A 23493-nucleotide genomic window follows, 5' to 3' on the forward strand; every position below is an offset into this window, starting at 1 on the left:
GCCGCAGCCGAGAGGCCGCGGCCACCCCGGCGGTTTCTGCTGTGCAAAACCGCCAGGGCCCGCAGCGGATTGCTGCGGGCCCTGTGGGTGACGTGGGAGGACGCCTTACGCCTCGTCCCGGCGCAGGGACGGCTTCAGGTCCTTGAAGCGTCCGAGCAGGCCGTTGACGAAGGCCGGCGACTCGTCGGTGGAGAACTCCTTGGCGATCTGGACCGCCTCGTCGAGGACCACCGCGTCGGGCGTCCCGTCGACCCAGATCAGTTCGTAGGCGCCGAGCCGCAGGATGTTCCGGTCGACGACCGGCATGCGGTCCAGGGTCCATCCGACGGCGTACTGCGAGATGAGTTCGTCGATGTGGCGCTCATGCTCCGCGTACCCCTCGACGAGCTCCATCGTGTACTCGCTCACCGGCGGCTGCCGGGTGTCGGACCGCGAGTGGCGCACCCAGTCGGCGAGGACCGTCAGGACGTCCGTTCCGCGCTGGTCCGCCTCGAAGAGGATCTGGAAGGCGCGCTTGCGGGCCGTATTACGAGCAGCCACGGTTAGCTGTTCACCCGACCGAGGTAGTCGCTGGTACGGGTGTCGACCTTGATCTTCTCGCCGGTGGTGATGAAGAGCGGCACCTGGATCTGGTGGCCGGTCTCCAGCGTGGCGGGCTTGGTGCCACCGGTGGAGCGGTCGCCCTGGACGCCCGGCTCGGTCTCCTGGATCACGAGCTCGACGGCGGCGGGCAGCTCGACGAAGAGCACCGAGCCCTCGTGCTGCGCGACCGTGGCGGTGAAGCCCTCGATCAGGAAGTTGGCGGCGTCGCCGACGGCCTTGCGGTCGACGTGCAGCTGGTCGTACGTCTCCATGTCCATGAAGACGAAGTAGTCGCCGTCCATGTAGGAGAACTGCATGTCGCGCTTGTCAATCGTGGCCGTCTCGACCTTGACGCCGGCGTTGAACGTCTTGTCGACGACCTTGCCGGAGAGCACGTTCTTGAGCTTGGTGCGCACGAAGGCCGGGCCCTTGCCGGGCTTGACGTGCTGGAACTCGACGACGGACCAGAGCTGGCCGCCTTCGAGCTTGAGCACCAGGCCGTTCTTGAGGTCGTTCGTGGAAGCCACGGTTGCGGAATCTCCTGGACTGACGTGGACGACGCCGGGGCACGCGCCGCGGCTGGTGCCGCTAGAGCGCGAGCAGCTCCTTGGTCGTAATGGTGAGTAGCTCGGGTCCGCCGTCCGCCTCGGGGCGCACGACGAGCGTGTCATCGATCCGGACACCGCCCCGGCCGGGGAGGTGAACCCCCGGTTCGACGGTGACCGGCACGCAAGCGTCCAGTTTACCCATGGCCGAGGGCGCCAACTGCGGGTCCTCGTCGATTTCGAGCCCCACGCCGTGTCCAGTCAGTGGAGCGAGCCCGTCCGCATGGCCCGCGGAGTCCAGTACGTGGCGTGCCGCGCGGTCCACGTCGCGGCAGGCTGCGCCGGGTACGAGGGCCTCCCTGCCCGCCCGCTGAGCGGCGAAGACAAGGTCGTACAGCTCGATCTGCCAGCCCGCGGGGGAGGTTCCGATGACGAACGTACGCCCGATCTCGCAGCGATATCCGCGGTAACTCGCCCCCAGGCACACGGAGAGAAAATCCCCCTCCTCCACCCGCCGGTCCAAGGGCCGATGACCTCCCTTGCCGGAATTCGGCCCGGTGCCGACCGAGGTCGGGAAGGCGGGCCCGTCCGCGCCGTGGTCCACGAGCCGCCGCTCCAGCTCCAGTGCGAGATGCCGCTCCGTCCGTCCGACCAGGATGGACTCGAGCAGCTCCCCCAGCGCCTGATCGGCGATCTCCGCGGCGATCCGCAGACAGGAGATCTCCTCCTCGTCCTTGACGTACCGCAGCTGCTCCACCGCCCCGCCGAGGTCCACCAGGCGCAGCCGCGGCGCGACCGAGCCGAGGGCCCGGTGCCGGGCGACCGTCAGATGGTGCTCCTCCACGGCCAGTGACTCGGCCCCCCGGGCGGCGGCGAGCCCGGCCCCGGCGACGGCCGGATCGGCGCCCGGCGCGGGCAGCAGCCGCATCCGCAGCGCCTCGTCGGGCCGTCCCTCACCCGGCTGGTCACCGGGCGGGCGCCCGCACAGCAGGACGTCCTCGTCCTCGCCGACCAGCAGCACGGCGCCGTCCGGCGCGGCTCCGGCGAGATAGCGGACATTGGCGGGCCGCGAAATGAGCGCCGCCGCGCCCCCACCCGCGGCACACCGCTCCCTCACTCGCTCCCTGCGGACCGCGTAGACCTCAGACATGGGGCGAGCCTATGAGCGCCACCACCAACCGGCCCGGTCAGCGCGTCCGACCGGGCGGCGGCGTTCAGTACGAAACGTTCAGTACGAAACTCAGGCAGGCCCCACCGCTACCACTGCGGCGGACTCGCGATGGCTCGGGCCAGGACGTCGTCCAGGATGCGGGCCGTGGCGGGGACGTCCAGCTGGGAGTTGTCGATGATGGGCAGGCCCGAGCCGTACCAGCCGGCCATGCGGCCGTGGATGCGGGCCACTTCCTCGTCCGTGAGGCGGCGGTTGCCGCTGCGCTCGGCGTTGCGCTCCAGGACGATCTCCAGGCCCGGGAGGAGGACCACCGGCAGCAGCCCGGGGCCCACGTGGCGCTTCCAGCCGCCGAGGCCCACGACCGGGCGGTCGGGGAAGACCGCGTCGTCGAGGATGCAGGATATGCCGTTCGCCAGGAAGTTCCGCGCGGCGAAGCCGCAGGTGCGGCGGGCCAGGCGGTACTGCGCCTCGGAGTGGTCGTTCCAGCCCGACTGGGGGTCGGCGAACCCCGAGCGCACCCATTCGCGTACGTCGTCGAGGCTGATGTGGGCCGTCGGCACGCGGCGGTGCTCGGCCCAGAACTTGGCGACGCTCGTCTTGCCCGCGCCCGCGGGGCCGATGAGCAGCACGGCGAGCGTCGTGGCGCCGGTGTCGGCCTGCGCCGTGTCCGGCGGGGGGCTCGGCATCGCGACGGGACCGCCGGGCGGAAGCTGGATGTGCCCGGTGGTGTCCGGATTCGGAGGCACGGGACTGTGCCCACCGAGCTGAAGGGTCGCGGGGGCCTGTCCCCGGAGGTGCGGGGGCTGCCCGTGGGTTTGCTGTGGACGAGGCGGCTGGGCCGGGGAGTGTGGAGCGGGCGGCGCCTGACCCGGTGAGTGCGGGGCGTTGCGTGCCTGGCCCGGCGCGTGAGATGCGGGCGACGCCTGCCCAGGGGCGTGCGGTGCGGGAGGCGCCTGACCCGGGGCGTGTGGGGCTTGCGACGCCTGACCCGGGGCGTGTGAGGCATGTGGTGCCTGGCCAGGGGCGTGCGATGCGGGCGACGCCTGCCCAGGGGCGTGCGACGCAGGCAGTGCCTGCCCAGGGGCAGGCGGGACTTGCGACGCCTGACCCGGTGAGGGCGGGGCTTGCGACGCCTGGCCCTGGGCGTGTGAGGCATGTGGTGCCTGGCCAGGGGCGTGCGATGCGGGCGACGCCTGCCCAGGGGCGTGCGGTGCGGGCGGTGCCTGACCCGGTGAGGGCGGGGCTTGCGGTGCCTGTCCCGGCGCATGCGATGCGGGCGGCGCCTGCCCAGGGGCAGGTGGGACGTGCGACGCCTGACCCGGGGCGTGCGATGCAGGCGGCGCCTGGCCCGGGGCCTGCGGGGCTGGGCCGGCCGCGAAGTCCGGTGCGGGTCGCTGCGGCGCACCCGGCGGGACGGCGCCCGGGGGCGGGGCGCTCTGGGGGACGGCGCCCGGGGGTGGAGTGTTCGGGTGATGTGCGGCCGGGGACCAGCCGGTGGCCGGTCCGTGCCCCGGCTGATGGGGCGGCGGCAGCGGAGACCCCACTGCGTGCTGCATCCGGTGCCACTCCGTCTCGTGCGACTGACGCTGGTCGGGCGGCGGCCGGGCCGCCCGTTACCGAACGGTACCGTCCCCGGCCGCCGTTGTGTGAACGGCCGGGGAGGCCGCGAAGTGCCCGTGGCCGAATCAGAGCCCAGGAGCGGCCGCTACTGGCCCACTTCGCCGTACGCGGCGAGCAGCACCGCCGGGTCGGGCCCCTCCAGGACGGTCGGCTTGCCGAGGCCGTCCAGGACGATGAAGCGCAGCAGGTCACCGCGGGACTTCTTGTCGACCTTCATGGTCTCCAGGAGCTTGGGCCACTGGTCGTAGCGGTAGGTCAGCGGCAGCCCGACCGATTCGAGGACCGTGCGGTGCCGGTCGGCCGTCGCGTCGTCCAACCGGCCCGCCACCCGGCCGAGTTCAGCGGCGAAGAGCATGCCTACGGAGACGGCCGCGCCGTGCCGCCACTTGTAGCGCTCGTTCTTCTCGATGGCGTGCGCGAGCGTGTGCCCGTAATTGAGGATCTCGCGCAGGCCCGCCTCCTTGAGGTCTCCGGAGACGACCTCCGCCTTGACCCTGATGGAGCGTTCGATCAGCTCGGCGGTGTGCGGCCCCGCGGGCGTGCGGGCGGCCTGCGGGTCCGTCTCGATCAGGTCCAGGATCGCCGGGTCGGCGATGAAACCGGCCTTGATGATCTCCGCGAGCCCGGAGACGTAGTCGTTGACGGGGAGCGAGTCCAGCGCCGCCAGGTCGCAGAGGACCCCGGCGGGCGGGTGGAAGGCGCCCACCAGGTTCTTGCCCTCGGCGGTGTTGATGCCGGTCTTGCCGCCGACCGCCGCGTCCACCATGCCGAGGACGGTGGTCGGGACGGCGATCCACCGCACCCCGCGCAGCCAGGTCGCGGCCACGAACCCGGCGAGGTCGGTGGTGGCCCCGCCGCCGACGCCGATGATGACGTCGCTGCGCGTGAAGCCGGACTGGCCGAGCGCCTTCCAGCAGTACGCCGCGACCTCCGCCGTCTTGGCCTCCTCGGCGTTGGGCACCTGGATGGCGACGGCCTCGTACCCCTGGTCGGCGAGGTCCTGGCGGAGCGCGTCACCGGTGTCGGCGAGCGCCTCGGGGTGGATCACGGCGACGCGCTTGACCTGGTCGCCGATGAGACCGGGCAGCTCACCGAGGAGCCGCCGACCGACCAGGACCTCGTACGGATCCGTACCGGCGGTGCCGCCGACGTGGATACGGGTGGGAGTCTGCTCCGTCGTCATGCTTCCTTCAACTCCAGTGCGTCGAGGACCGCCTGGGCGACCTCTTCGGGGGTGCGGCCGTCGGTGGCGACGACCGCGCGGGCGACTTCGGCGTACAGAGGGCGGCGGGCGTCCATCAGCTCGCGCCACTGCTTGCGCGGGTTGACGGCGAGCAGCGGGCGCGCCTGGTTGAGGCCGGTGCGCTTGACGGCCTCCTCGACGTCCATCGAGAGGTAGACGACGGCGTGCGGGGCGAGCAGCGCGCGCGTCGACTCGTCGAGGATCGCGCCCCCGCCGAGCGCGAGGACGCCGCTGTGCTCCTCGACGGCGGCGCGCACGGCCTGCCGCTCCAGGTCACGGAAGTACGGCTCGCCCTCGTCGACGAAGAGGTCCGAGATCTCGCGGCCCTGGGCGGCGACGATGTCGGCGTCGGTGTCCCGGAAGGCGGTGCCGAGCCGGTCGGCGAGCAGCTCACCGACCGTCGTCTTGCCCACGCCCATCGGGCCGACGAGGACGATCTGCGGACCGGTCACCGGATCTGGAGGTTGTCGAGGTAGGACCGGACGTTGCGCCGGGTCTCGGGCACGCTGTCGCCGCCGAACTTCTCGGCGACGGCGTCGGCGAGGACGAGCGCGACCATGGCCTCGGCGACGATGCCGGCGGCCGGGACGGCGCACACGTCGGAGCGCTGGTGGTGCGCCTTGGTGGCCTCGCCGGTGGCCACATCGATGGTGGCGAGGGCGCGCGGCACGGTCGCGATGGGCTTCATCGCGGCGCGTACGCGGAGCAGCTCACCGGTGGTCAGGCCGCCCTCGGTGCCGCCGGAGCGGCCGGAGGTGCGCCGGATGCCGTCGTCGGTGGCGACGATCTCGTCGTGCGCCTTGGAGCCCGGCACGCGCGCGAGGTCGAAGCCGTCGCCGACCTCGACGCCCTTGATGGCCTGGATGCCCATGAGCGCGGCGGCGAGCCGCGCGTCGAGCCGCCGGTCCCAGTGCACGTGCGAGCCGAGCCCGACCGGGACGCCGTACGCGAGCACCTCGACGACGCCGCCCAGGGTGTCGCCGTCCTTGTGGGCCTGGTCGATCTCGGCGACCATCGCCTTCGACGCGTCGGCGTCCAGGCAGCGCACGGGGTCGGCGTCGAGCTTCTCGACGTCGGCGGGGGTCGGGTAGACGCCGTAGGGGGCCTTCGCGGCCGCCAGCTCGGTGACGTGGCTGACGATCTCGATCCCGGCCGTCTCCTTGAGGTACGAGCGGGCGACCGCGCCGAGCGCGACGCGGGCCGCGGTCTCGCGGGCGGAGGCGCGCTCCAGGATCGGCCGGGCCTCGTCGAAGCCGTACTTCTGCATGCCCGCGAGGTCCGCGTGGCCGGGCCTCGGGCGGGTCAGCGGGGCGTTGCGGGCCAGGTCGGCGAGGATCTCGGGGTCGACCGGGTCGGCCGCCATGACCTGCTCCCACTTGGGCCACTCGGTGTTGCCCACCATGACCGCCACCGGCGAGCCCATGGTCAGGCCGTGCCGGACGCCGCCGAGGAAGGTGACCTCGTCGCGCTCGAACTTCATGCGGGCGCCGCGTCCATGGCCGAGCCGCCGCCGGGCCAGGTGGTCCGCCACCATGTCCGTGGTGATCGGCACGCCGGCGGGAAGTCCCTCCAGCGTGGCGACGAGTGCGGGTCCGTGGGACTCCCCCGCGGTCAGCCAGCGCAACCTGCTCAACGGTGCTCCTCATGCTCGCGCCTGGAACTGCTGTCTTCGACGGCGCGGCCGGGTGCGCGGCCCTGGCCCGCCATCCCCCGATCCTCCCACGTCCCCGGGGCGGCCCAGGCCCCCGGTCCATCAGGCGGACGCCGTGCCCGCCTGTCGGACACGGCGTCGATGGGGCGGGACTATCGCTCGGCGAGCGCGTGCTCCCCCGCCTTGCGCATCGCGTCCAGCGGCGCGGGGCCGCGGCCCGTCATCTGCTCGACCTGGAGCACCGCCTGGTGCACGAGCAGGTCGAGCCCGCTGACGACCGCCCCGCCGTACGCCGACCAGCGGGCCGCGAGCACGGTGGGCCACGGGTCGTACAGCACGTCGAAGAGGGTCGCCGGACGCTCGGGCACCAGGGCCGAGAGCGCGTCCGTGGCGCCCGCCGGGGTCGTGGCGATCACCAGCGGGGCGTTCAGCGCCTCGCGGGCGTCCTCCCAGTCCTCGGTCCTGACCTCCACGTCGAGCCGCTCGCCCCACTGCCGCATCTCGGCGGCGCGCGTGTCACTCCGTACGTACGCGACGACCTCACCCGTGCAGATCCGCGCGAGGGCGGCGAGCGCCGACGAGGCGGTGGCGCCCGCGCCGAGGATCGCGGCGGAGTCGACCTGCTCGATGCCGCGTTCGCGCAGCGCGGCGACCATGCCGGGGACGTCGGTGTTGTCCCCGACCTTCCGGCCGTCCTCGGTGAACACCACCGTGTTCACGGCCTCGACGGACGCGGCGGTCCCGCTGACCTCGTCGAGCAGCGGAATGACCGCCCGCTTCAACGGCATCGTCAGCGAGAGCCCCGCCCATTCCGGGCCGAGTTCCCCGACGAATCCGGGCAGCGCCGCCTCGTCGATCTCGAAACGGTCGTACGTCCAGTCGGTCAGCCCCAGCTCCTCATAAGCGGTGCGGTGCAGCACCGGAGAGAGGGAGTGGGCGATCGGGGAGCCGAGGACTGCGGCTCGACGCTGGTGCGCGCTCATTGCCCCTTCAGGTATTTCTCGCGGTTTCGGTTCTGCTCTTCGTTGGTCTCGGCGAAGAGGGTCTTGTCCTCGCTGATCGAGACGAAGTAGTACCAATCCCCCTCGGCCGGGTGGAGCGCGGAATTGAGCGCCACCTCGCCGGGGTTGCTGATCGGTCCGGGCGGCAGACCCTTGACCTTGTAGGTGTTGTACGGGTCCTTGATCTTGCGCAGGTCGTCCACCGAGCCGATGGCGAGCTTGGACTCGCCCTTGAGGTAGTTCACCGTGGAGTCGAAGTCCAACAGGCCGTACGTCTCGGTGTTGTTGGGCTTCAGGCGGTTGTAGACGACCGTCGCGACCTTCTCGAAGTCGTGCTTGTGCTTGCCCTCCGCCTGGACGAGGCTGGCCACCGTGAGGACTTCGAGCGGGTCCTTCAGATTCAGCTCGGCGGCCTTCGACTTGAGGTCGAGTTTCTCGTACTTCTCATTGGCCTGGGCGACCATCTTCCGCAGGACGTCCGCGGGCTTCTGGCCCTTGGCTACGGGATAGCTGGCGGGGAAGAGGAACCCTTCCAGCGGGTCCTTGATGTCCTTGTTGGTATTGGCCCAGGCAGGTAGACCGAGGGTCCGCCATTCCTTCTTGGCTACCTTTTCCGTGGTGCCATTCGCCAATTCCAGACGTTCGTCGATCTGTCCGTAGACCCACTTGTTCCTGCGCCCCTCGGGAATGATGAGGTTGCTGCGGCTCGCGGGGCTGAGCATCAGCTTCACGGCGCTGGCCGCGGACATGCCCTTCTTGAGCGTGTAGACGCCCGCCTGAATGGACTGCCCCTGGGGGTGCTTGCCCTGGGCGGAGACGAAGGCGTCGACGCTCTTGACGACCCCGACCTCCTTCAGCTTCGCGCCGATCTCGTAGCCACCGGCGTCCTTGGGGATGTCGACGGTGACCCTCCCCGAACCGTCGCCCGCGTAGTCCGGAGCCGTGCCGAAACGCTCCTGGTAGAACTGGTAGCCGAAGTAGCCGACTCCGCCGAGGCCGCCCGCGAAGACCAGCGTGACGACCAGGCAGGCGCAGCCGTTGCGGCGCTTCTTCGGCTTCTTTCCGCCGCGGCCCCCGCGCCGGTCACCGCGGCCACCACGGCGGCCGGGCTCGTCGTCATCGTCGTCATCGCCGTCGTCCGCGAAGAAGGCGTGCTCGCCCTGGTCGGGCCCCGGGTCCCAGTCGGTCTCGGGCTCCGGCCCCGACCCGGGCTCCGCGGGGGCCCGGCGGCGGCCCGGCGGCTCCGGCGGTGCGTAGGCGTCGGGCGTGGCGTAGTAGTCGGGGCTCTCCTGGCCGTAGCCGGGCTGCCGGCCGCCGTAGGGGTCCATCGGGTCGCCGCTGTACGGGGCCTGCCCCTGCTGCCCGGTGTCCCAGCCACCGTTGTGGGGGTCCTGGCCGGGGCCGCCGTTGTACTGCTGGGCGGGGTCACCCTCGTACCCCTGACCCTGCCCCTGACCGGGTCCGCCGTTGTAGGCCTGCGCGGGGCCGCCCTCGTACTGCTGCTGCCCGGTGCTCCAGTCACCGCCGTGCTGCTCACCGCCGTACTGCGACGACTGGTGCGCCTGCCCGTGCTGCTGCTGGTGCGGCTGCTGCGGGTGGTACTGCCCCTGGCCGCCGTAGGGGGACTGGTCGCCCGCGGGCTGCTGTCCTCCCCATCCGCCGTCCCCGTACAACGGGTCCTCCGGATGCCACGGTTCGGAGCCTGCGCCCCGGCCATACTCAGTCATCGATCCCCTACATGCCGCGAGGCGGGGCCGCCGTCTGGATGGCCGGGCAACCGTTCCGCCTCTTGATGCTGTGCGGCAGCTGTTCGAACGCCGCCGCATCGCGCGGAACGTTACCGTATCGCGATCAGATGACCACTTCGACGCCCTCGCCCGGAGCTTTACCTGACGCCCGTTCGGACTCCAGTGCCTGCTGAAGGATGATCACAGCGGCCACCTGATCGATGACGGACCGGCCCTTTTTGGACTTCACGCCCGAGGCGCGCAGGCCCTGACTGGCCGTCACTGTGGTCATCCTCTCGTCCACGAGCCGCACCGGGACGGGGGCGACCATGCGGGCGAACTCCTGTGTGAACGCCCGGATCTTCGCGGCCGCCGGGCCCTCGCGCCCGTTGAGGGAGCGAGGGAGGCCGACGACGATCTCGATCGGTTCGTACTCCTCGACGAGCTGCTTCAACCGGCGGTGGGCGGCCGGGACATCGCGCCCCTGCACCGTCTCCACCGGTGTGGCGAGGATCCCGTCGGGGTCGCACGAGGCGACCCCGATCCGGGCGTCACCGACGTCGATGGCAAGGCGTCGGCCCCTGCGCATGCCCTGGACAGGCTCGGTCATCAGGCCGTCTCGGTGACGAGGCGCTCGACGGCGGCGATGGCGTCGCCGATGGCGGCCGCGTTCTGACCGCCGCCCTGGGCGACGTCCGGCTTGCCGCCGCCGCCGCCACCGAGGGTCTTGGCGGCCGTACGGACCAGGTCGCCGGCCTTGAGGCCACGCTCGCGGGCGGCCTCGTTGGTGGCGATGACCGTCAGCGGCTTGCCGTTGGCCGTGGTGAAGAGCGCGACGACGGCCGGGCGGTCGCCGGGAATGCGGCCGCGTACGTCGAGGACGAGCCTGCGCAGGTCGTCGGCGCCCGTGCCGTCCGGCACCTGACCGGTGACGAGGGCGACACCGCGTACGTCCTTGGCGGACTCCACGAGACCGGCGGCGGCCGCGAGGACCTTCTCCGCGCGGAACTTCTCGATCTCCTTCTCGGCGTCCTTCAGCTTGGCGAGCATGCCGGAGATCTTCTCGGGCAGCTCCTCGGAACGGCCCTTGACCAGCTCCTGGAGCTGCGCGACGACCGTGTGCTCCTTGGCGAGGAAGTTGTACGCGTCGACGCCGACCAGGGCCTCGATGCGGCGCACGCCGGAGCCGATGGAGGACTCGCCGAGCAGCTTCACCAGGCCGAGCTGGGCGGTGTTGTGGACGTGCGTACCGCCGCACAGCTCCTTGGAGAAGTCACCGATGGTGACGACGCGCACGCGCTCGCCGTACTTCTCGCCGAATTCGGCGATGGCCCCCTGCTTCTTGGCGTCGTCGATCGACATGACCTCGGCCTGCACGTCCAGCTCGCGGGCGAGGACCTCGTTGATCTTCTGCTCGACGTCCGTCATCACGGCCGTGGGCACGGCGGACGGCGAACCGAAGTCGAAGCGGAAGCGGCCGGGCTGGTTCTCCGAACCGGCCTGGGCGGCCGTGGGGCCGAGCGCGTCGCGCAGCGCCTGGTGGGTCAGGTGCGTGGCGGAGTGGGCGCGGGCGATGGCGCGGCGGCGGTGCGAGTCGATCGAGGCCCACACCGGGGCGCCGACCGTGATCTCGCCGACCTGGACGATGCCCTTGTGGACGTGCACGCCGGGGACCGGCTTCTGCACGTCGCGGATCTCGACGATGGCGCCGCTGTCCAGGCGGATACGGCCGGTGTCGCCGATCTGGCCGCCGCCCTCGGCGTAGAACGGGGTGCGGTCCAGGACGATCTCGACGTCGTCGCCCTCGGTGGCGGCGGGCGAGGAGACGCCGTTGACCAGGAGACCGACGATCACGGCCTCGTTCTCGGTGTGCGAGTAGCCCGTGAAGTCGGTGGCGCCCGCGGCGTCGGCGATCTCGCGGTAGGCGTGCAGATCGGCGTGGCCGGTCTTCTTGGCCTTGGCGTCGGCCTTGGCGCGGTCCCGCTGCTCCTTCATCAGGCGGCGGAAGCCGTCCTCGTCCACGGAGAGGCCCTGCTCGGCGGCCATCTCCAGGGTGAGGTCGATCGGGAAGCCCCACGTGTCGTGCAGCAGGAACGCCTTGTCGCCGGAGAGGACCTGGCCGCCGGCGGCCTTGGTCTCGGTGACGGCGGTGTCGAGGATGTTCGTGCCGCCCTTGAGGGCCTTGAGGAAGGCGGCCTCTTCGGCGAGGGCGACGGTCTCGACGCGCTTGCGGTCGGTGATCAGCTCGGGGTACTGGAGGCCCATCGTGTCGATCACGACGTCGACAAGGTCCTTGATGACCGAGCCGGTGGCGCCGAGCAGACGCATGTTGCGGATGGCGCGGCGCATGATGCGGCGCAGGACGTACCCGCGGCCCTCGTTGCCGGGCGTGACACCGTCGCCGATGAGCATGGCGGACGTACGGACGTGGTCGGCGATCACGCGCAGGGAGACGTCCGAGCCGTGGTCGGCGCCGTAGCGCACACCGGTCAGCTCGGTGGCCTTGTCCATGACGACACGCAGGGTGTCGGTCTCGTACATGTTCTGTACGTCCTGCAGGATCATCGCGAGGCGCTCCAGGCCGAGGCCCGTGTCGATGTTCTTCGACGGGAGCTCGCCGAGGATCGGGAAGTCCTCCTTGCCGTCGCCGGCGCCGCGCTCGTACTGCATGAAGACCAGGTTCCAGATCTCCACGTACCGCTCGTCGTTGACGGCCGGGCCGCCCTCGACACCGAACTCGGGGCCGCGGTCGTAGTTGATCTCGGAGCAGGGGCCGCAGGGGCCCGGGACGCCCATGGACCAGAAGTTGTCCTTCTTGCCAAGCCGCTGGATGCGCTCGGCCGGGACGCCGACCTTCTCGCGCCAGATCTGCTCGGCCTCGTCGTCGTCGAGGTAGACCGTGATCCACAGGCGCTCGGGGTCGAGGCCGAAGCCGCCGTCGGCCACGGAGCCGGTGAGCAGCTCCCAGGCCAGCTGGATGGCGCCTTCCTTGAAGTAGTCCCCGAAGGAGAAGTTGCCGCACATCTGGAAGAACGTGCCGTGGCGGGTGGTCTTGCCGACCTCTTCGATGTCGGGCGTACGCACGCACTTCTGCACGCTGGTGACGCGCGGGGCGGGCGGCTTGACCTCACCGAGGAAGTAGGGCTTGAAGGGCACCATGCCCGCGGGGACGAGGAGCAGAGTCGGGTCGTCCGCGATGAGCGACGCCGAAGGGACGACGGTGTGCCCGCGCTCCTCGAAGAAGCTCAGCCAGCGGCGGCGGATTTCAGCCGACTCCATCAGTGGTCCTCATTCCGGTTGTACGAGTACGCCGTGTTCTCGACGTACTTCGTCTTCTTGTCGGTGCTGTTGGTGCTGTTGGTGCTGTTGGTGCTGTCGCTCTTGTCGAGCTTGGCGGGGCTGCGGTTCTGGATGACCGCGAAGCGGCGCGCGGGAGGCAGTTCGGCGTCGGGGTGGTCGTTCAGGCCGAGGGCCTCGCCCAGTTCGGCCTCGCGCTGGGCCATGCCGTCGCGCACGTCGAGCGCGAAGTCCTTCAGCTTGTGGCCCGCCTCGATCGCCTTGTTCGCCGCCTGCGCGGCCAGGCTCTCGGGCGTGAGCTTCTTGAGCTTGCGGTTGACCTTGGTGGTGGCCCATACGCCGGCGGCTGCGCCCGCGGTGAACCAGAACGTACGGCGGAACATCGCTGCGTCAGTCCCTCTTACTCCGGTCGTCCCGCTTCTTCCGGCGTGCGGACGGGACCGTGCGGCCCACGATCACGGTACGACGGGACGGCTTGGCGGGCATTTCGTTCGCTTCGGGGCCGGTCTTGCGGCTGATGGCACGGCGCACGCCGTAACCGAACGCGGCCACCTTGACGAGCGGGCCGCCGAAGGTGGAGGCGACCGTCGTGGACAGCGCCGACGCGTTCGACGTGACCTCCTGGACATCGGTGGCGATGGCGTCGACGCGGTCGATCTGCGTCTGCGCGGAGCGCACCGCGGACGAGGCGTCCGCCAGGAGGGGCACCGCCTGCTCGGTCACGTCCGCGACGAGCTTGGTGGTCGCCCTGAGCGTCTGGGCCAGCCTCGCCAGTGCCACCGCGAGGAAGGAGACCAGGATCGCCCAGAAGACGGCCACCAGGACCCCGGCAACCTCTCCACCGGACACTTGGCACCGCTCCCTGAGACATCGTCCCTGAACATCGAAAAGTCGTCCCCCGAGCCTATCGCGCCAGGGCGCTCCGTCCGTACCGCATTCCCGCTCGCCGCCACAGGAGCTGCCTCCCGCAGCTGTACGGAGAGCATGCGGATGAGTACGCTCCGTATCTCATGCGACTCTCTCGGCCCGGCAATCTCCCCTGGGAACTGAACGCCTTCATCGGGCGCACCGCCGAACTGACCGAGCTGGCCGCGGCGTTGGACGCCGGACGGCTGATCACCGTGACCGGGGTCGGCGGGGTCGGGAAGTCGCGCCTCGCCGTGCGGGCCGCGGCGGGGGCCCGGCCGCGCGACGGCGCCTGGCTGGTGGACCTGACGCCGCTGCGGGACGCGCACCTGGTCGAGCACGCCGTGGCCGAGGCCCTGGGGCTGACCGACCACACGAGCAGGCCACCGCGCCAGGTGCTTCGGGAGCATCTCGCGGAGCGCGAACTCCTTCTCGTCGTCGACGGATTCGAACACCTCGTGGAGGCGTGCGCCTCGCTGGTGCGCGATCTGCTCGTGCACTCCCCCGGGCTCCGGGTGCTCGCGGTGGGGCGCAGGCCGCTGGAGACCGAGGGCGAGCGGCTCCTCGCGCTCGCGCCGCTGCCCGAGGCGGAGGCGGCCGCGCTCTTCGCCGACCGGGCGGCGGCCGGGCTGCCCCGCTTCAGCCTCGACGACGGCAACCGCGAGGACGTCCTGGAGCTGTGCCGGCGCCTGGACGGCATCCCCCTCGCCGTCGAGCTGGCGGCGGGCCGGCTGCGGGCGCTCTCCCCCGCGCAGCTGCTCTCCCGGCTCGACGACCGGTTCCGGCTGCTGACCGGCGCCCGCCGTGACGTACCGGCCCGTCATCAGACGCTGCGGACGGCCATCGGCTGGAGCCACGAGCTGTGCGCCCCGAGGGAGCGGCTGCTGTGGGCGCGGCTGTCGGTGTTCGCCGGGCAGTTCGACCTGGAGGCGGTCGAATACGTCTGCGCCGGGGACGGGCTGCACGCCGACGACATGCTCGGCGTACTGGAGGAGTTGATCGCGCAGTCCGTCGTGAACCGCGAGGAGGGGCCCACGGGCGTGCGCTACCGCATGCTCGACACGGTCAGGGCGTACGGCGCCGACTGGCTGGAGGCCGCGGGCGAGGCCATGTGGCTGCGGCGCAGGCACCGCGACTGGTACATGGGGCTCGCCACCTGGTGCGAGCTGGAGTGGTTCTCGCCGCGCCAGCCGGAGGTCGCGGCCCTCGTCGACGTCGAACTGCCGAACCTGCGCGTCGCGTTGGAGTTCTGCCTGACCGAGCGGGGCGAGGCCCACCTGGGGCAGTACCTCGCGGGCACGCTCTGGTTCTGCTGGGTCGGCTGCGGGCGCCTCGCGGAGGGCAGGCACTGGCTCGACCGGGCGCTGGAGCCGGACGGCGGCCACGAGGACTCGCGGCTCAAGGCGCTGTGGGTGCTCGGCTACGTGGCGGTGCTCCAGGGCGACACGGTCGCCGCCCTGGCCGCGCTGCACGAGTGCCGTGACGGCGCCGAGCAGGCGGGCAGCGCGATCGCGGCGGCCTACGCCGAGCACCGCATCGGCTGTCTGGCCCTGGTCACGGATGACGTCCCGCGCGCGGAGAAGCTGCTGCGCTCGGCGCTGGAGCGGTACCGGGAGATCGGCGAGCTCAACAGCAATGTCCTGATGGGCCAGGTCGAACTGGCCATGGCCCTGGCGTTCCGCGGCGAGCTCGCCGCCGCCGTGGAGCTGTGCGAGGACGTACGCCGGGTCTGCGAGGACCACGGCGAGCGCTGGGCCCTCGCCTACGCCCTCTACGTCCTCGGGTACGCGGCGTGGACCCGCGGCGAGGCGGAACGGGCGCGCGAGCTGCTCGCCGAGTCGCTCGATCTCGACCACCGCTTCCACGATCTGCTGGGTACGGTCCTGTCCATCGAGCTGCTCGCGCTGTTCACGGCGGCGGAGGGCGATCCGGCGGAGGCGGCGGTGCTGCAGGGCGCCGCGTCCCGCATCTGGCCCTCCGTGGGGCTGCCGCTGTTCGGCTCGGGCAACTTCGGCGGACCGCACACGCTGTGCGAGGAGCAGGCCCGCGCGGCGCTCGGTGACGAGCGGTACGAGGAGTGTGTGCGCGTGGGGGCGGGGCTCGGTCTGGACGCGGCGGTGTCCCGGGCGCTGCGCACCCACCCCGTGAACGAGCGAACCCGCCGCCTGCCCCGCCAGGAAGGGCGGGGAGACGACGGGCTGAAGCAGGGTGAGCTACGTCCGGGTCAGCGGGCGTAGTACTCGACGACGAGCTGCTCGTCGCAGATCACGGGGATCTCCTTGCGGTTCGGGTCGCGGTCCAGGCGGAAGGCCAGGGCCTTCAGGTTCACCTGGAGGTAGCGCGGGATCTCGCCGTCGGGGGCGAAGCCACCCTCGCGCGCGACCTGGAACAGCGGCTTCTCGCGGCTGCGCTCGCGGACCATCACGACGTCGTCGGGACGGACGCGGTACGACGGCTTGTCGACCTTGCCACCGTTGACCTCGATGTGGCCGTGCACGACCATCTGGCGGGCCTGGTAGATCGTGCGGGCGATGCCCGAACGCAGAACCAGGGCGTCGAGACGACGCTCCAGCTCGATGACCAGGGCCTCACCGGTCTTGAGCTGCGTCTTGGACGCACGCTCGTAGGCACGGACGAGCTGGCGCTCGGAGAGGTCGTACTGCGCGCGCAGCCGCTGCTTCTCCAGCAGACGGACCTTGTAGTCCGAGTTCTGCTTGCGCCCACGGCCGTGCTCGCCCGGCGGGTAGGGGCGGGCCTCGAAGTACTTGACGGCCTTCGGGGTCAGCGCGATGCCGAGGGCACGCGACTTCTTGACCTTGGGGCGGGACTGGTTCGGCATGAACCAACCTCTCTGTTCATTGTGAAATCGGCTTCACCAGTGGTTAGGGGAGGTCGCATCCGCAGCCTGGGAAACCCGGCTCGTCCTGACGGACGGGCCCGGCAGCCGCTCCCTGGTCTGGGCACTATGTGCAGCACGCGAGTGGCCCACCGACCGATTCCCGGGGGCTCCGGGGTGGTGGTGGGCTGCCCGCGACACCTTTCGACGGTGCGCGACGCTCCTGGATCCCCGGTGCCTCGCGGCGGTGGGGTTCCGGCTGGATGTCCCGATCTGGTGGCGTCCGGTACGGGACCGGACACGGGACGCAGCACTTCGGGCAAGTGTACCGGGTGGCGGGGGGTGCTTCAGCCGGGGCCGTTCCGGCTAGCTGTCGGGCTGCTCGCCCTTGAGCCGGGCGCGGACCCGCTCGACCACGTCGGCGTACCGCGCCTCCGCGCCGTACCGCGTCGGCTGGTAGTAGCGCTTGCCCTCGATGGTGTCCGGGGCGTACTGCTGGGCGGCGATGCCGCCGGGGACGTCGTGCGGATACACGTACCCCTGGGCGTGGCCGAGCTTGGCCGCGCCCTTGTAGTGGCCGTCGCGCAGGTGGGGCGGGACGGGTCCGGCGAGGCCGCCGCGAATGTCGGCCTGGGCCTGCTGGATCGCGATCGTCGCGGCGTTCGACTTCGGGGCCAGGGCGAGGGCGATCGTGGCGTGGCTGAGGGTGAGTGCGGCCTCCGGGAAGCCGATCATGGCGACGGCCTGCGCGGCGGCGACCGCGGTGGGCAGGGCGGTCGGGTCGGCGAGGCCGATGTCCTCGCTGGCGGAGATCATCAGCCGGCGGGCGATGAAGCGGGGGTCCTCGCCCGCCTCGATCATGCGCGCCAGATAGTGCAGGGCGGCGTCCACGTCCGAGCCGCGGATGGACTTGATGAGGGCGCTCGCGACGTCGTAGTGCTGGTCGCCGTCACGGTCGTACTTCACCGCGGCCCGGTCGACGGACTCCTCCAGCGTCTGGAGGGTGATCTCCCGCTCGCTCTTGGCGAGCGCCGAGCCCGCGCCCGCCTCCAGGGCGGTGAGCGCGCGCCGGGCGTCGCCGCCCGCGATGCGCAGCAGATGCTCCTCGGCCTCCTCGGGCAGCTCGACCGCGCCGCCGAGGCCCCGCTCGTCGGTGAGCGCCCGGCGCAGCAGGGCGCGCAGGTCGTCGTCCGTGAGCGGTTCGAGGGTGAGGAGCAGGGAGCGGGAGAGGAGCGGGGAGATGATCGAGAAGTACGGGTTCTCGGTGGTCGCCGCGATCAGCGTCACCCAACGGTTCTCGACGGCCGGCAGGAGTGAGTCCTGCTGGGCCTTGCTGAAGCGGTGGATCTCGTCGAGGAAGAGGACGGTCTCCTTGCCGTGGCCGCCCATGGCCCGGCGGGCGCCGTCGATGACCGCGCGTACTTCCTTCACGCCCGCGGTGATCGCGGAGAGCTCGACGAAGCGCTTGTTCGTGGCCTTGGAGACGACGTACGCGAGAGTCGTCTTGCCGATGCCGGGCGGGCCCCACAGGAAGACCGAGGAGGGTCCGGCGGGGCCGCCGCCGTCGCCGACGAGGCGGCGCAGGGGCGAGCCCGGCTTCAGCAGATGCTGCTGGCCGACGACTTCGTCGAGGGTGCGCGGGCGCATCCGGACGGCCAGGGGACTGCTGGACGGGTCCTTCTCCTGGCGGTCTTCGGCTGCGGCGGTGAACAGGTCGGGCTCCACGTCCAGAACCCTATGTCACGCCACTGACAATCCCGCCGGGCGCGGGTCAGGCCCAGAGGTCGGCGCCCCAGCGGGTGAGGATCAGCATCGCGATGACACCGGTGTGCATCACCGGCAGCGCCCAGGTGAAGTCCGCGAGGAAGCTCTTGGCCCAGCCCGGCGCGGGCAGGAAACCGGCCCGGATGTTGAAGGACGTGACGTACCAGAACATCAGGAGCGTGGCGATCCAGGCCAGGGTGCACCAGAGGCAGAGGGCGTTGATGTGGTAGAGCGACTGGATCATCAGCCAGGTACAGAAGCCCACGCCGAAGAGCATGCCCGCGTTGAACGTGAGCCAGTACCAGCGCGGGAAGCGGGCCCGGGCAAGCAGGCTCATGCCGACGCAGATCACGATGGCGTAGGCGGCCAGGCCCAGCATCGGGTTCGGGAAGCCGAACGCCTCGGCCTGCTCGCTCTTCATGATGCTGCCGCAGGCGACGACGGGGTTGATGCTGCAGCCCGGCTGGAAGTTCGGGTCCTTCAGAAGCTCGAACTTGTCGATGGTGATCACCCAGGAGGCGAGCAGACCGGCGGCGCCCGTGATCACCAGAAGCAGGGCGAGCGCACGGCTCCCCCCGACGGCGCGCGGAGCGTCCACGTGCTCCTCGCGGTCCAAGGCGTCGTCCTTCGCTGACATCGTTTTGGTCATCACGCCGTTCCGTCGCTCGAGGTGGCCTGCGGGCACGCATATTGTGCCGCACGAGCCTGTGTGCCCACCGTCCGTTGGACACACAGGCCGGAAGAGGCTCGGTTACGCCAGCCTGCCCGTCAGGACCGCGACGACCTCGTCCACCGGGACCGCCTCCTGCTCGCCGGACTCCATGTCCTTGAGCTGGACGACGCCCTCGGCGAGATCCCGCTCACCGGCGACGACGGTGAACCGCGCGCCGCTGCGGTTGGCGTTCTTCATCGCGCCCTTCAGACCCTTCCCGCCGTACGAGAAGTCCGCCGCGACCCCGGCCCTGCGCAGCTCCGTCACCTTGGCGAAGAGCACGCGGCGCGCCTCGTCGCCGAGCGGTACCGCGAAGACGCTGGTCGGCGCGGGCAGTTCGAGCTCGACGCCCTCCGCCTCCAGGGCGAGCACCGTACGGTCCACGCCGAGCGCCCAGCCGACCGAGGGCAGCGAGGGGCCGCCGATCATCTCGGAGAGGCCGTCGTAGCGCCCGCCGCCGCCGACCGCGGACTGCGAGCCGAGGCCGTCGTGGACGAACTCGAAGGTCGTGCGGGTGTAGTAGTCCAGGCCGCGGACCAGCTTCTCGTCGTCCTCGAAGGTGACGCCCGCCGCCGTGATCAGCTCGCGGACCTGCTCGTGGTACGCCTTGCACGCGTCGCACAGGGAGTTGCGCAGCGACGGGGCGCCCACGAGCTGCTTCTGGACCTCGGCGCGCTTGTCGTCCAGGACGCGGAGCGGGTTGATGTCGATACGTCGACGTGTCTCCTCGTCCAGGTCGAGGCCGCGCAGGAAGTCCTGGAGCGTGGCCCGGTAGACGGGACGGCACTCCTTGTCGCCCAGCGAGTTGAGCAGGATACGGAAGTTCCGCAGACCGAGGGCGCGGTACGCCTGGTCGGCGAGGATGATCAGCTCGGCGTCGAGCGCCGGGTCCTCGGCACCGATCGCCTCGGCGCCCACCTGCGAGAAGTGCCTGTAGCGGCCCTTCTGGGGGCGCTCGTAGCGGTAGTACGAGCCGGAGTACCAGAGCTTGACGGGGAGGTTGCCCGCCTTGTGGAGGTTGCCCTCCAGCGCCGCGCGCAGCACGGAGGCGGTGCCCTCGGGGCGCAGCGCCAGCTCGTCGCCGCCCTTGGTGGTGAAGGCGTACATCTCCTTGGTGACGATGTCGGTGGACTCGCCGACACCGCGCGCGAACAGCTCGACGTTCTCAAAACCGGGCGTCTCGATGTAGCCGTAGCCGGAGTTGCGCAGCGGGGCGGCGATCGCCTCGCGCACCGCCAGGAACTTCGCGGAGTCCGGCGGAAGCAGGTCGTACGTGCCCTTGGGGGCCTTGAAGGTGCTCACGGGAGTTCTCTCGTCACATTCCTCGTCGCGGGGCGGACGTGGGGTCCGCGCCCAGGCCGGCGGCCACCTGCCGCAGATACGGGTTGGTGGCGCGCTCCTGGCCGATGGATGTCTGGGGGCCGTGGCCGGACAGCACCACGGTCGAGTCGTCGAGCGGCAGGCACACGCGGGCCAGCGACCGGAGGATCTCGGGGTGGCTGCCGCCGGGCAGGTCGGTGCGTCCGATGGAGCCGGCGAAGAGCAGATCGCCCGAGAAGAAGACCGAGGGGATCTCGGCCGTCTCGGGCATCTGGAAGGTCACCGACCCCTTCGTATGGCCCGGCGCGTGCGCGACGGAGAAGTCGAGGCCTGCCAGCCGCAGACCGGCGCCGTCGGTCAGCTCCCGCACGTCGTCGGGCTCCCCCACCGTGAGCTCTCCCATGAGCGGCATCCCGATGGAACGGCCGAGAGCCTTCTCGGGGTCGCTCATCATGTACCGGTCCGAGGGGTGGATCCAGGCGGGTACGTCGTGCGCTCCGCAGACCGGGACGACCGAGGCGACGTGGTCGATGTGGCCGTGGGTGAGGACGACCGCGACGGGCTTGAGCCGATGCTTCTTGAGTGCGTCCTCGACTCCCTGGGCGGCCTGGTGGCCCGGGTCGATGATCACGCACTCCTCGCCTGCGGCGGGGGCGACCACGTAGCAGTTGGTGCCCCAGGCCCCGGCGGGGAACCCGGCAATGAGCACGATCGTCCTTCGTTCGTCGTCCGTCGGGAGGGGCCGCGGACCCCCCGGCGGGAGATCGCGGCAGATCAGAGCCTACCGGCGCTGCCGATTCCACAGCTAACCCATATACGGTACGGGCACATTCAGACGGTCCCGAAGGGGTCCGAGGGAAACGGGAAATGGGGAGAGAACCCGGTGGTCAGCAGCGATCAGCGGCGGCGGCAGCTCGCCCGGGAGAAGTTCGAGCGTCAGCAGCAGCGGCGGGAGGCCGCGCGGCGCAGGGCGCGGATGCGCAACGGCGTGATCGCGGGGGCGCTCGCGGTGGTGGTGGCGGGCGGCGCCGTGTCGTACGCGGCGGGGGCCTTCGACGGCGGCGGTTCGACGAAGGACGACGCGACGGCGGAGCCCACCAGCACACCGAAGGACCCCTGTGAGAAGGCGGCGCCCGGCAAGGTGAAGCCGCTGAGCTTCAAGAAGGAGCCGGCGCTCGACATCGACAGGTCCGCCGACTACACGATGGACCTGAAGACGACGTGCGGCGACATCGCGCTCGACCTCGACGCGGCGAAGGCCCCGCACACCGTCAACTCCTTCAACTTTCTGGTGAACAAGGGCTACCTGGACCACACCAAGTGCCACCGCCTCACCGCGGGCAGCATCTACGTCCTGCAGTGCGGCGACCCGAAGGGCACCGGCGCGGGCACTCCGGGCTACTCGATCCCGGACGAGAACCTCAAGGACAAGCGGCTGAAGGGGAACGTGTATCCGGCGGGCACGGTCGCCATGGCGAACCAGTACAACGCCAAGACGAAGAAGGGCCGCGACACCGGCGGCAGCCAGTTCTTCCTCGTCTACCAGGACAGTCAGCTGCCGCCTGACTACACACCGTTCGGGACCATTTCCGATTCCGGGATGAAGGTGCTCAAGAAGATCGCCGCCGCCGGGGAGAGCACCGGGCAGGGCGACGGCGCCCCGAACGCGACGGTCGTCATCGACAAGGCGACCGTCACCAAATCCTGAGCCCCGCCAGGCAAACTTCGGTCGTGCGGGATGCGGACAGCCGCCCCGCCGGTCGCCTATGTTGGCGGTGACGAAACTGTGGACGATGCCGGGGGCCCGATGGCCCTGCGCAGGCATCATGTGGAGGAGGCGCTGTGAGCAGCGACCCGTGGGGCCGCGTCGATGAGACGGGGACCGTGTACGTGCGTACGGCCGACGGCGGCGAGCGAGTGGTCGGTTCGTGGCAGGCAGGATCTCCGGATGAGGCCCTGGCCTACTTCGAGCGCAAGTACGACGGTCTGGTCGTCGAGATCGGACTTCTCGAGCGCCGGGTGAAGACGACCGACCTGTCGGCCAAGGACGCGACGACCGCCATCGACCACCTGCGCCAGCAGGTCGACGAGGCGCACGCGGTCGGCGATCTGGACGCCCTGAGCAAGCGGCTCGACAAGCTGGTGGAGACCGTCGAGGCGCGCCGCGAGGAGCGCAAGGTCCAGAAGGCCAAGCAGTCCGACGAGGCGCGGAACGCCAAGGAGGCCCTGGTCGTCGAGGCCGAGGAGCTGGCCCAGAGCGAGCAGTGGCGGGCGGCCGGTGAGCGGCTGCGGGCCCTGGTGGACACCTGGAAGGGTCTGCCGCGCCTGGACCGCAAGTCGGACGACGAGCTGTGGCACCGCTTCTCGCACGCCCGCTCGGCGTTCTCCAAGCGCCGCAAGGCGCACTTCGCCTCGCTGGACGCGCAGCGCGAGGAGGCCCGCAAGGCCAAGGAGAAGCTGGTCGGCGAGGCCGAGGCGCTGTCGAGCTCGACGGACTGGGGCCCGACGGCCGCGCGGTACCGCGAGCTGATGACCGACTGGAAGGCGGCGGGCCGCGCCCAGCGCGAGCACGAGGACGATCTGTGGAACCGCTTCCGCGGCGCCCAGGACGTGTTCTTCGCGGCGCGCAGCGCGGTCTTCGCGGAGCGCGACGCCGAGCAGTCGGAGAACCTGAAGCTCAAGGAGGAGCTGGCCGAGGAGGCCGAGAAGCTCGTCCCGGTGACGGACCTGAAGGCGGCCCGCGCCGCCTTCCGCTCGATCAACGAGCGCTGGGAGGCCATCGGCCACGTCCCGCGCGACGCGCGCCCCAAGGTCGAGGGCCGCATGCACGCCGTGGAGCGGGTGCTGCAGGAGTCCGAGGAAGCCGAGTGGCGCCGCACGAACCCGGAGGCACGGGCTCGGGCCGAGGGCCTGACGGGGCAGCTGCAGGCGGCGGTGGACAAGCTGACGGAGCAGATCGACAAGGCTCGCACTGCCGGCAACAACTCCAAGGCCGACAAGCTCCAGAAGGAACTTGACGGCCGTCAGGCGCTGCTCGACCAGGCTCTCAAGGGTCTGCACGAGTTCGGCGGCTGACAGCCTTCACGACACATGGGTCCGCCCCCGGCGCAGAAGCGCC

At 71.1% G+C, this 23493-nt stretch carries 20 protein-coding genes and 2 pseudogenes; 3 read left to right on the forward strand and 19 right to left on the reverse strand.

Going from position 1 to position 23493, the window contains the following annotated elements; all coding sequences use genetic code 11:
- Window positions 1–105 precede the first annotated feature (105 nt).
- The 14 genes and pseudogenes from nusB to ACWDVB_RS37935 form a co-directional block, all read right to left on the reverse strand.
- The gene (nusB, locus tag ACWDVB_RS37870) at window positions 106–540 is read right to left on the reverse strand and encodes a transcription antitermination factor NusB (protein WP_451519542.1); all 435 of its coding nucleotides are present in this window, start codon (window positions 538–540) and stop codon (window positions 106–108) included.
- Between the two features lie 2 nt (window positions 541–542).
- Window positions 543–1109: an elongation factor P gene (gene efp, locus ACWDVB_RS37875; protein WP_451519541.1), complete on the reverse strand. Its 567-nt coding sequence runs from the start codon at window positions 1107–1109 to the stop codon at window positions 543–545.
- Window positions 1110–1170: 61 nt separating this feature from the next.
- Window positions 1171–2277: an aminopeptidase P family protein gene (locus ACWDVB_RS37880; RefSeq protein WP_451519540.1), complete on the reverse strand. Its 1107-nt coding sequence runs from the start codon at window positions 2275–2277 to the stop codon at window positions 1171–1173.
- A 107-nt stretch (window positions 2278–2384) separates the two neighbouring features.
- A complete protein-coding gene (locus ACWDVB_RS37885; RefSeq protein WP_451519544.1) occupies window positions 2385–3368 on the reverse strand; it encodes an AAA family ATPase in 984 nt (327 codons plus the stop codon).
- 228 nt (window positions 3369–3596) lie between these two features.
- Window positions 3597–3854, reverse strand: a pseudogene (locus ACWDVB_RS37890) (Pro-rich N-terminal domain-containing protein); the annotation flags it as partial.
- A gap of 149 nt (window positions 3855–4003) precedes the next feature.
- The gene (gene aroB / locus ACWDVB_RS37895; protein ID WP_451519539.1) at window positions 4004–5101 is read right to left on the reverse strand and encodes a 3-dehydroquinate synthase; all 1098 of its coding nucleotides are present in this window, start codon (window positions 5099–5101) and stop codon (window positions 4004–4006) included.
- Window positions 5098–5613: a shikimate kinase gene (locus ACWDVB_RS37900; RefSeq protein WP_451519538.1), complete on the reverse strand. Its 516-nt coding sequence runs from the start codon at window positions 5611–5613 to the stop codon at window positions 5098–5100. Before ACWDVB_RS37900 ends, aroB begins: the two co-directional genes overlap by 4 nt.
- Window positions 5610–6794 carry a chorismate synthase gene (aroC, locus tag ACWDVB_RS37905; protein ID WP_451519537.1) on the reverse strand — a complete coding sequence of 395 codons (1185 nt, stop codon included), beginning with the start codon at window positions 6792–6794 and terminating at the stop codon, window positions 5610–5612. Before aroC ends, ACWDVB_RS37900 begins: the two co-directional genes overlap by 4 nt.
- Before the next feature lie 170 nt (window positions 6795–6964).
- Entirely contained in the window at window positions 6965–7795 is an 831-nt protein-coding gene (locus tag ACWDVB_RS37910) for a shikimate dehydrogenase (protein WP_451519536.1), read from the reverse strand.
- A complete protein-coding gene (gene mltG / locus ACWDVB_RS37915) occupies window positions 7792–9540 on the reverse strand; it encodes an endolytic transglycosylase MltG (protein WP_451519535.1) in 1749 nt (582 codons plus the stop codon). Before mltG ends, ACWDVB_RS37910 begins: the two co-directional genes overlap by 4 nt.
- 124 nt (window positions 9541–9664) lie before the next feature.
- The gene (gene ruvX, locus ACWDVB_RS37920) at window positions 9665–10129 is read right to left on the reverse strand and encodes a Holliday junction resolvase RuvX (RefSeq protein ID WP_451519543.1); all 465 of its coding nucleotides are present in this window, start codon (window positions 10127–10129) and stop codon (window positions 9665–9667) included.
- Window positions 10130–10149: 20 nt separating this feature from the next.
- On the reverse strand, window positions 10150–12819 hold the full coding sequence (alaS, locus tag ACWDVB_RS37925; RefSeq protein ID WP_451519534.1) for an alanine--tRNA ligase: 2670 nt from the start codon (window positions 12817–12819) through the stop codon (window positions 10150–10152).
- Window positions 12819–13220 carry a DUF6167 family protein gene (locus ACWDVB_RS37930; protein WP_451519533.1) on the reverse strand — a complete coding sequence of 134 codons (402 nt, stop codon included), beginning with the start codon at window positions 13218–13220 and terminating at the stop codon, window positions 12819–12821. Before ACWDVB_RS37930 ends, alaS begins: the two co-directional genes overlap by 1 nt.
- Window positions 13221–13227: 7 nt before the next feature.
- Window positions 13228–13686: a DUF948 domain-containing protein gene (locus ACWDVB_RS37935; RefSeq protein WP_451519532.1), complete on the reverse strand. Its 459-nt coding sequence runs from the start codon at window positions 13684–13686 to the stop codon at window positions 13228–13230.
- Between the two features lie 161 nt (window positions 13687–13847).
- Between ACWDVB_RS37935 and ACWDVB_RS37940 the strand changes: the two are divergent.
- A pseudogene (locus tag ACWDVB_RS37940) lies at window positions 13848–15945 on the forward strand (ATP-binding protein).
- 22 nt (window positions 15946–15967) lie between these two features.
- On the opposite strand, the gene rpsD reads toward ACWDVB_RS37940, so the two are convergent.
- The 5 genes from rpsD to ACWDVB_RS37965 all read right to left on the reverse strand — a co-directional run bounded on the left by rpsD (window position 15968) and on the right by ACWDVB_RS37965 (window position 21084).
- Window positions 15968–16582, reverse strand: coding sequence for a 30S ribosomal protein S4 (rpsD, locus tag ACWDVB_RS37945; protein ID WP_125511570.1), 615 nt, complete (start codon window positions 16580–16582; stop codon window positions 15968–15970).
- 363 nt (window positions 16583–16945) lie between these two features.
- The gene (locus ACWDVB_RS37950; protein ID WP_451519531.1) at window positions 16946–18304 is read right to left on the reverse strand and encodes a replication-associated recombination protein A; all 1359 of its coding nucleotides are present in this window, start codon (window positions 18302–18304) and stop codon (window positions 16946–16948) included.
- Between the two features lie 46 nt (window positions 18305–18350).
- Window positions 18351–18992, reverse strand: coding sequence for a vitamin K epoxide reductase family protein (locus ACWDVB_RS37955; RefSeq protein WP_451519530.1), 642 nt, complete (start codon window positions 18990–18992; stop codon window positions 18351–18353).
- A gap of 102 nt (window positions 18993–19094) precedes the next feature.
- Complete coding sequence (gene hisS, locus ACWDVB_RS37960; RefSeq protein WP_451519529.1) at window positions 19095–20357, reverse strand: histidine--tRNA ligase; 1263 nt, start codon at window positions 20355–20357, stop codon at window positions 19095–19097.
- Window positions 20358–20370: 13 nt separating this feature from the next.
- Complete coding sequence (locus tag ACWDVB_RS37965; RefSeq protein ID WP_451519528.1) at window positions 20371–21084, reverse strand: MBL fold metallo-hydrolase; 714 nt, start codon at window positions 21082–21084, stop codon at window positions 20371–20373.
- A 174-nt stretch (window positions 21085–21258) separates the two neighbouring features.
- On the opposite strand from ACWDVB_RS37965, the gene ACWDVB_RS37970 reads away from it, so the two are divergent.
- Both ACWDVB_RS37970 and ACWDVB_RS37975 read left to right on the forward strand, forming a co-directional pair.
- Window positions 21259–22083, forward strand: coding sequence for a peptidylprolyl isomerase (locus ACWDVB_RS37970; protein WP_451519527.1), 825 nt, complete (start codon window positions 21259–21261; stop codon window positions 22081–22083).
- A 134-nt stretch (window positions 22084–22217) separates the two neighbouring features.
- Window positions 22218–23450: a DUF349 domain-containing protein gene (locus tag ACWDVB_RS37975; RefSeq protein WP_451612041.1), complete on the forward strand. Its 1233-nt coding sequence runs from the start codon at window positions 22218–22220 to the stop codon at window positions 23448–23450.
- Window positions 23451–23493: the final 43 nt, after the last annotated feature.

It is taken from the genome of Streptomyces sp. NPDC003379 (assembly GCF_053589195.1).

Excerpts from the sequence above, each read along its gene's own strand:
- ACWDVB_RS37880 (WP_451519540.1), bottom strand. The coding sequence starts at position 2,277 with ATGTCTGAGGTCTACGCGGTCCGCAGGGAGCGAGTGAGGGAGCGGTGT.
- aroB (WP_451519539.1), bottom strand. The coding sequence starts at position 5,101 with ATGACGACGGAGCAGACTCCCACCCGTATCCACGTCGGCGGCACCGCC.
- ACWDVB_RS37910 (WP_451519536.1), bottom strand. The coding sequence starts at position 7,795 with ATGAGCGCGCACCAGCGTCGAGCCGCAGTCCTCGGCTCCCCGATCGCC.
- mltG (WP_451519535.1), bottom strand. The coding sequence starts at position 9,540 with ATGACTGAGTATGGCCGGGGCGCAGGCTCCGAACCGTGGCATCCGGAG.
- ruvX (WP_451519543.1), bottom strand. The coding sequence starts at position 10,129 with ATGCGCAGGGGCCGACGCCTTGCCATCGACGTCGGTGACGCCCGGATC.
- alaS (WP_451519534.1), bottom strand. The coding sequence starts at position 12,819 with ATGGAGTCGGCTGAAATCCGCCGCCGCTGGCTGAGCTTCTTCGAGGAG.
- ACWDVB_RS37930 (WP_451519533.1), bottom strand. The coding sequence starts at position 13,220 with ATGTTCCGCCGTACGTTCTGGTTCACCGCGGGCGCAGCCGCCGGCGTA.
- rpsD (WP_125511570.1), bottom strand. The coding sequence starts at position 16,582 with ATGCCGAACCAGTCCCGCCCCAAGGTCAAGAAGTCGCGTGCCCTCGGC.
- ACWDVB_RS37955 (WP_451519530.1), bottom strand. The coding sequence starts at position 18,992 with ATGACCAAAACGATGTCAGCGAAGGACGACGCCTTGGACCGCGAGGAG.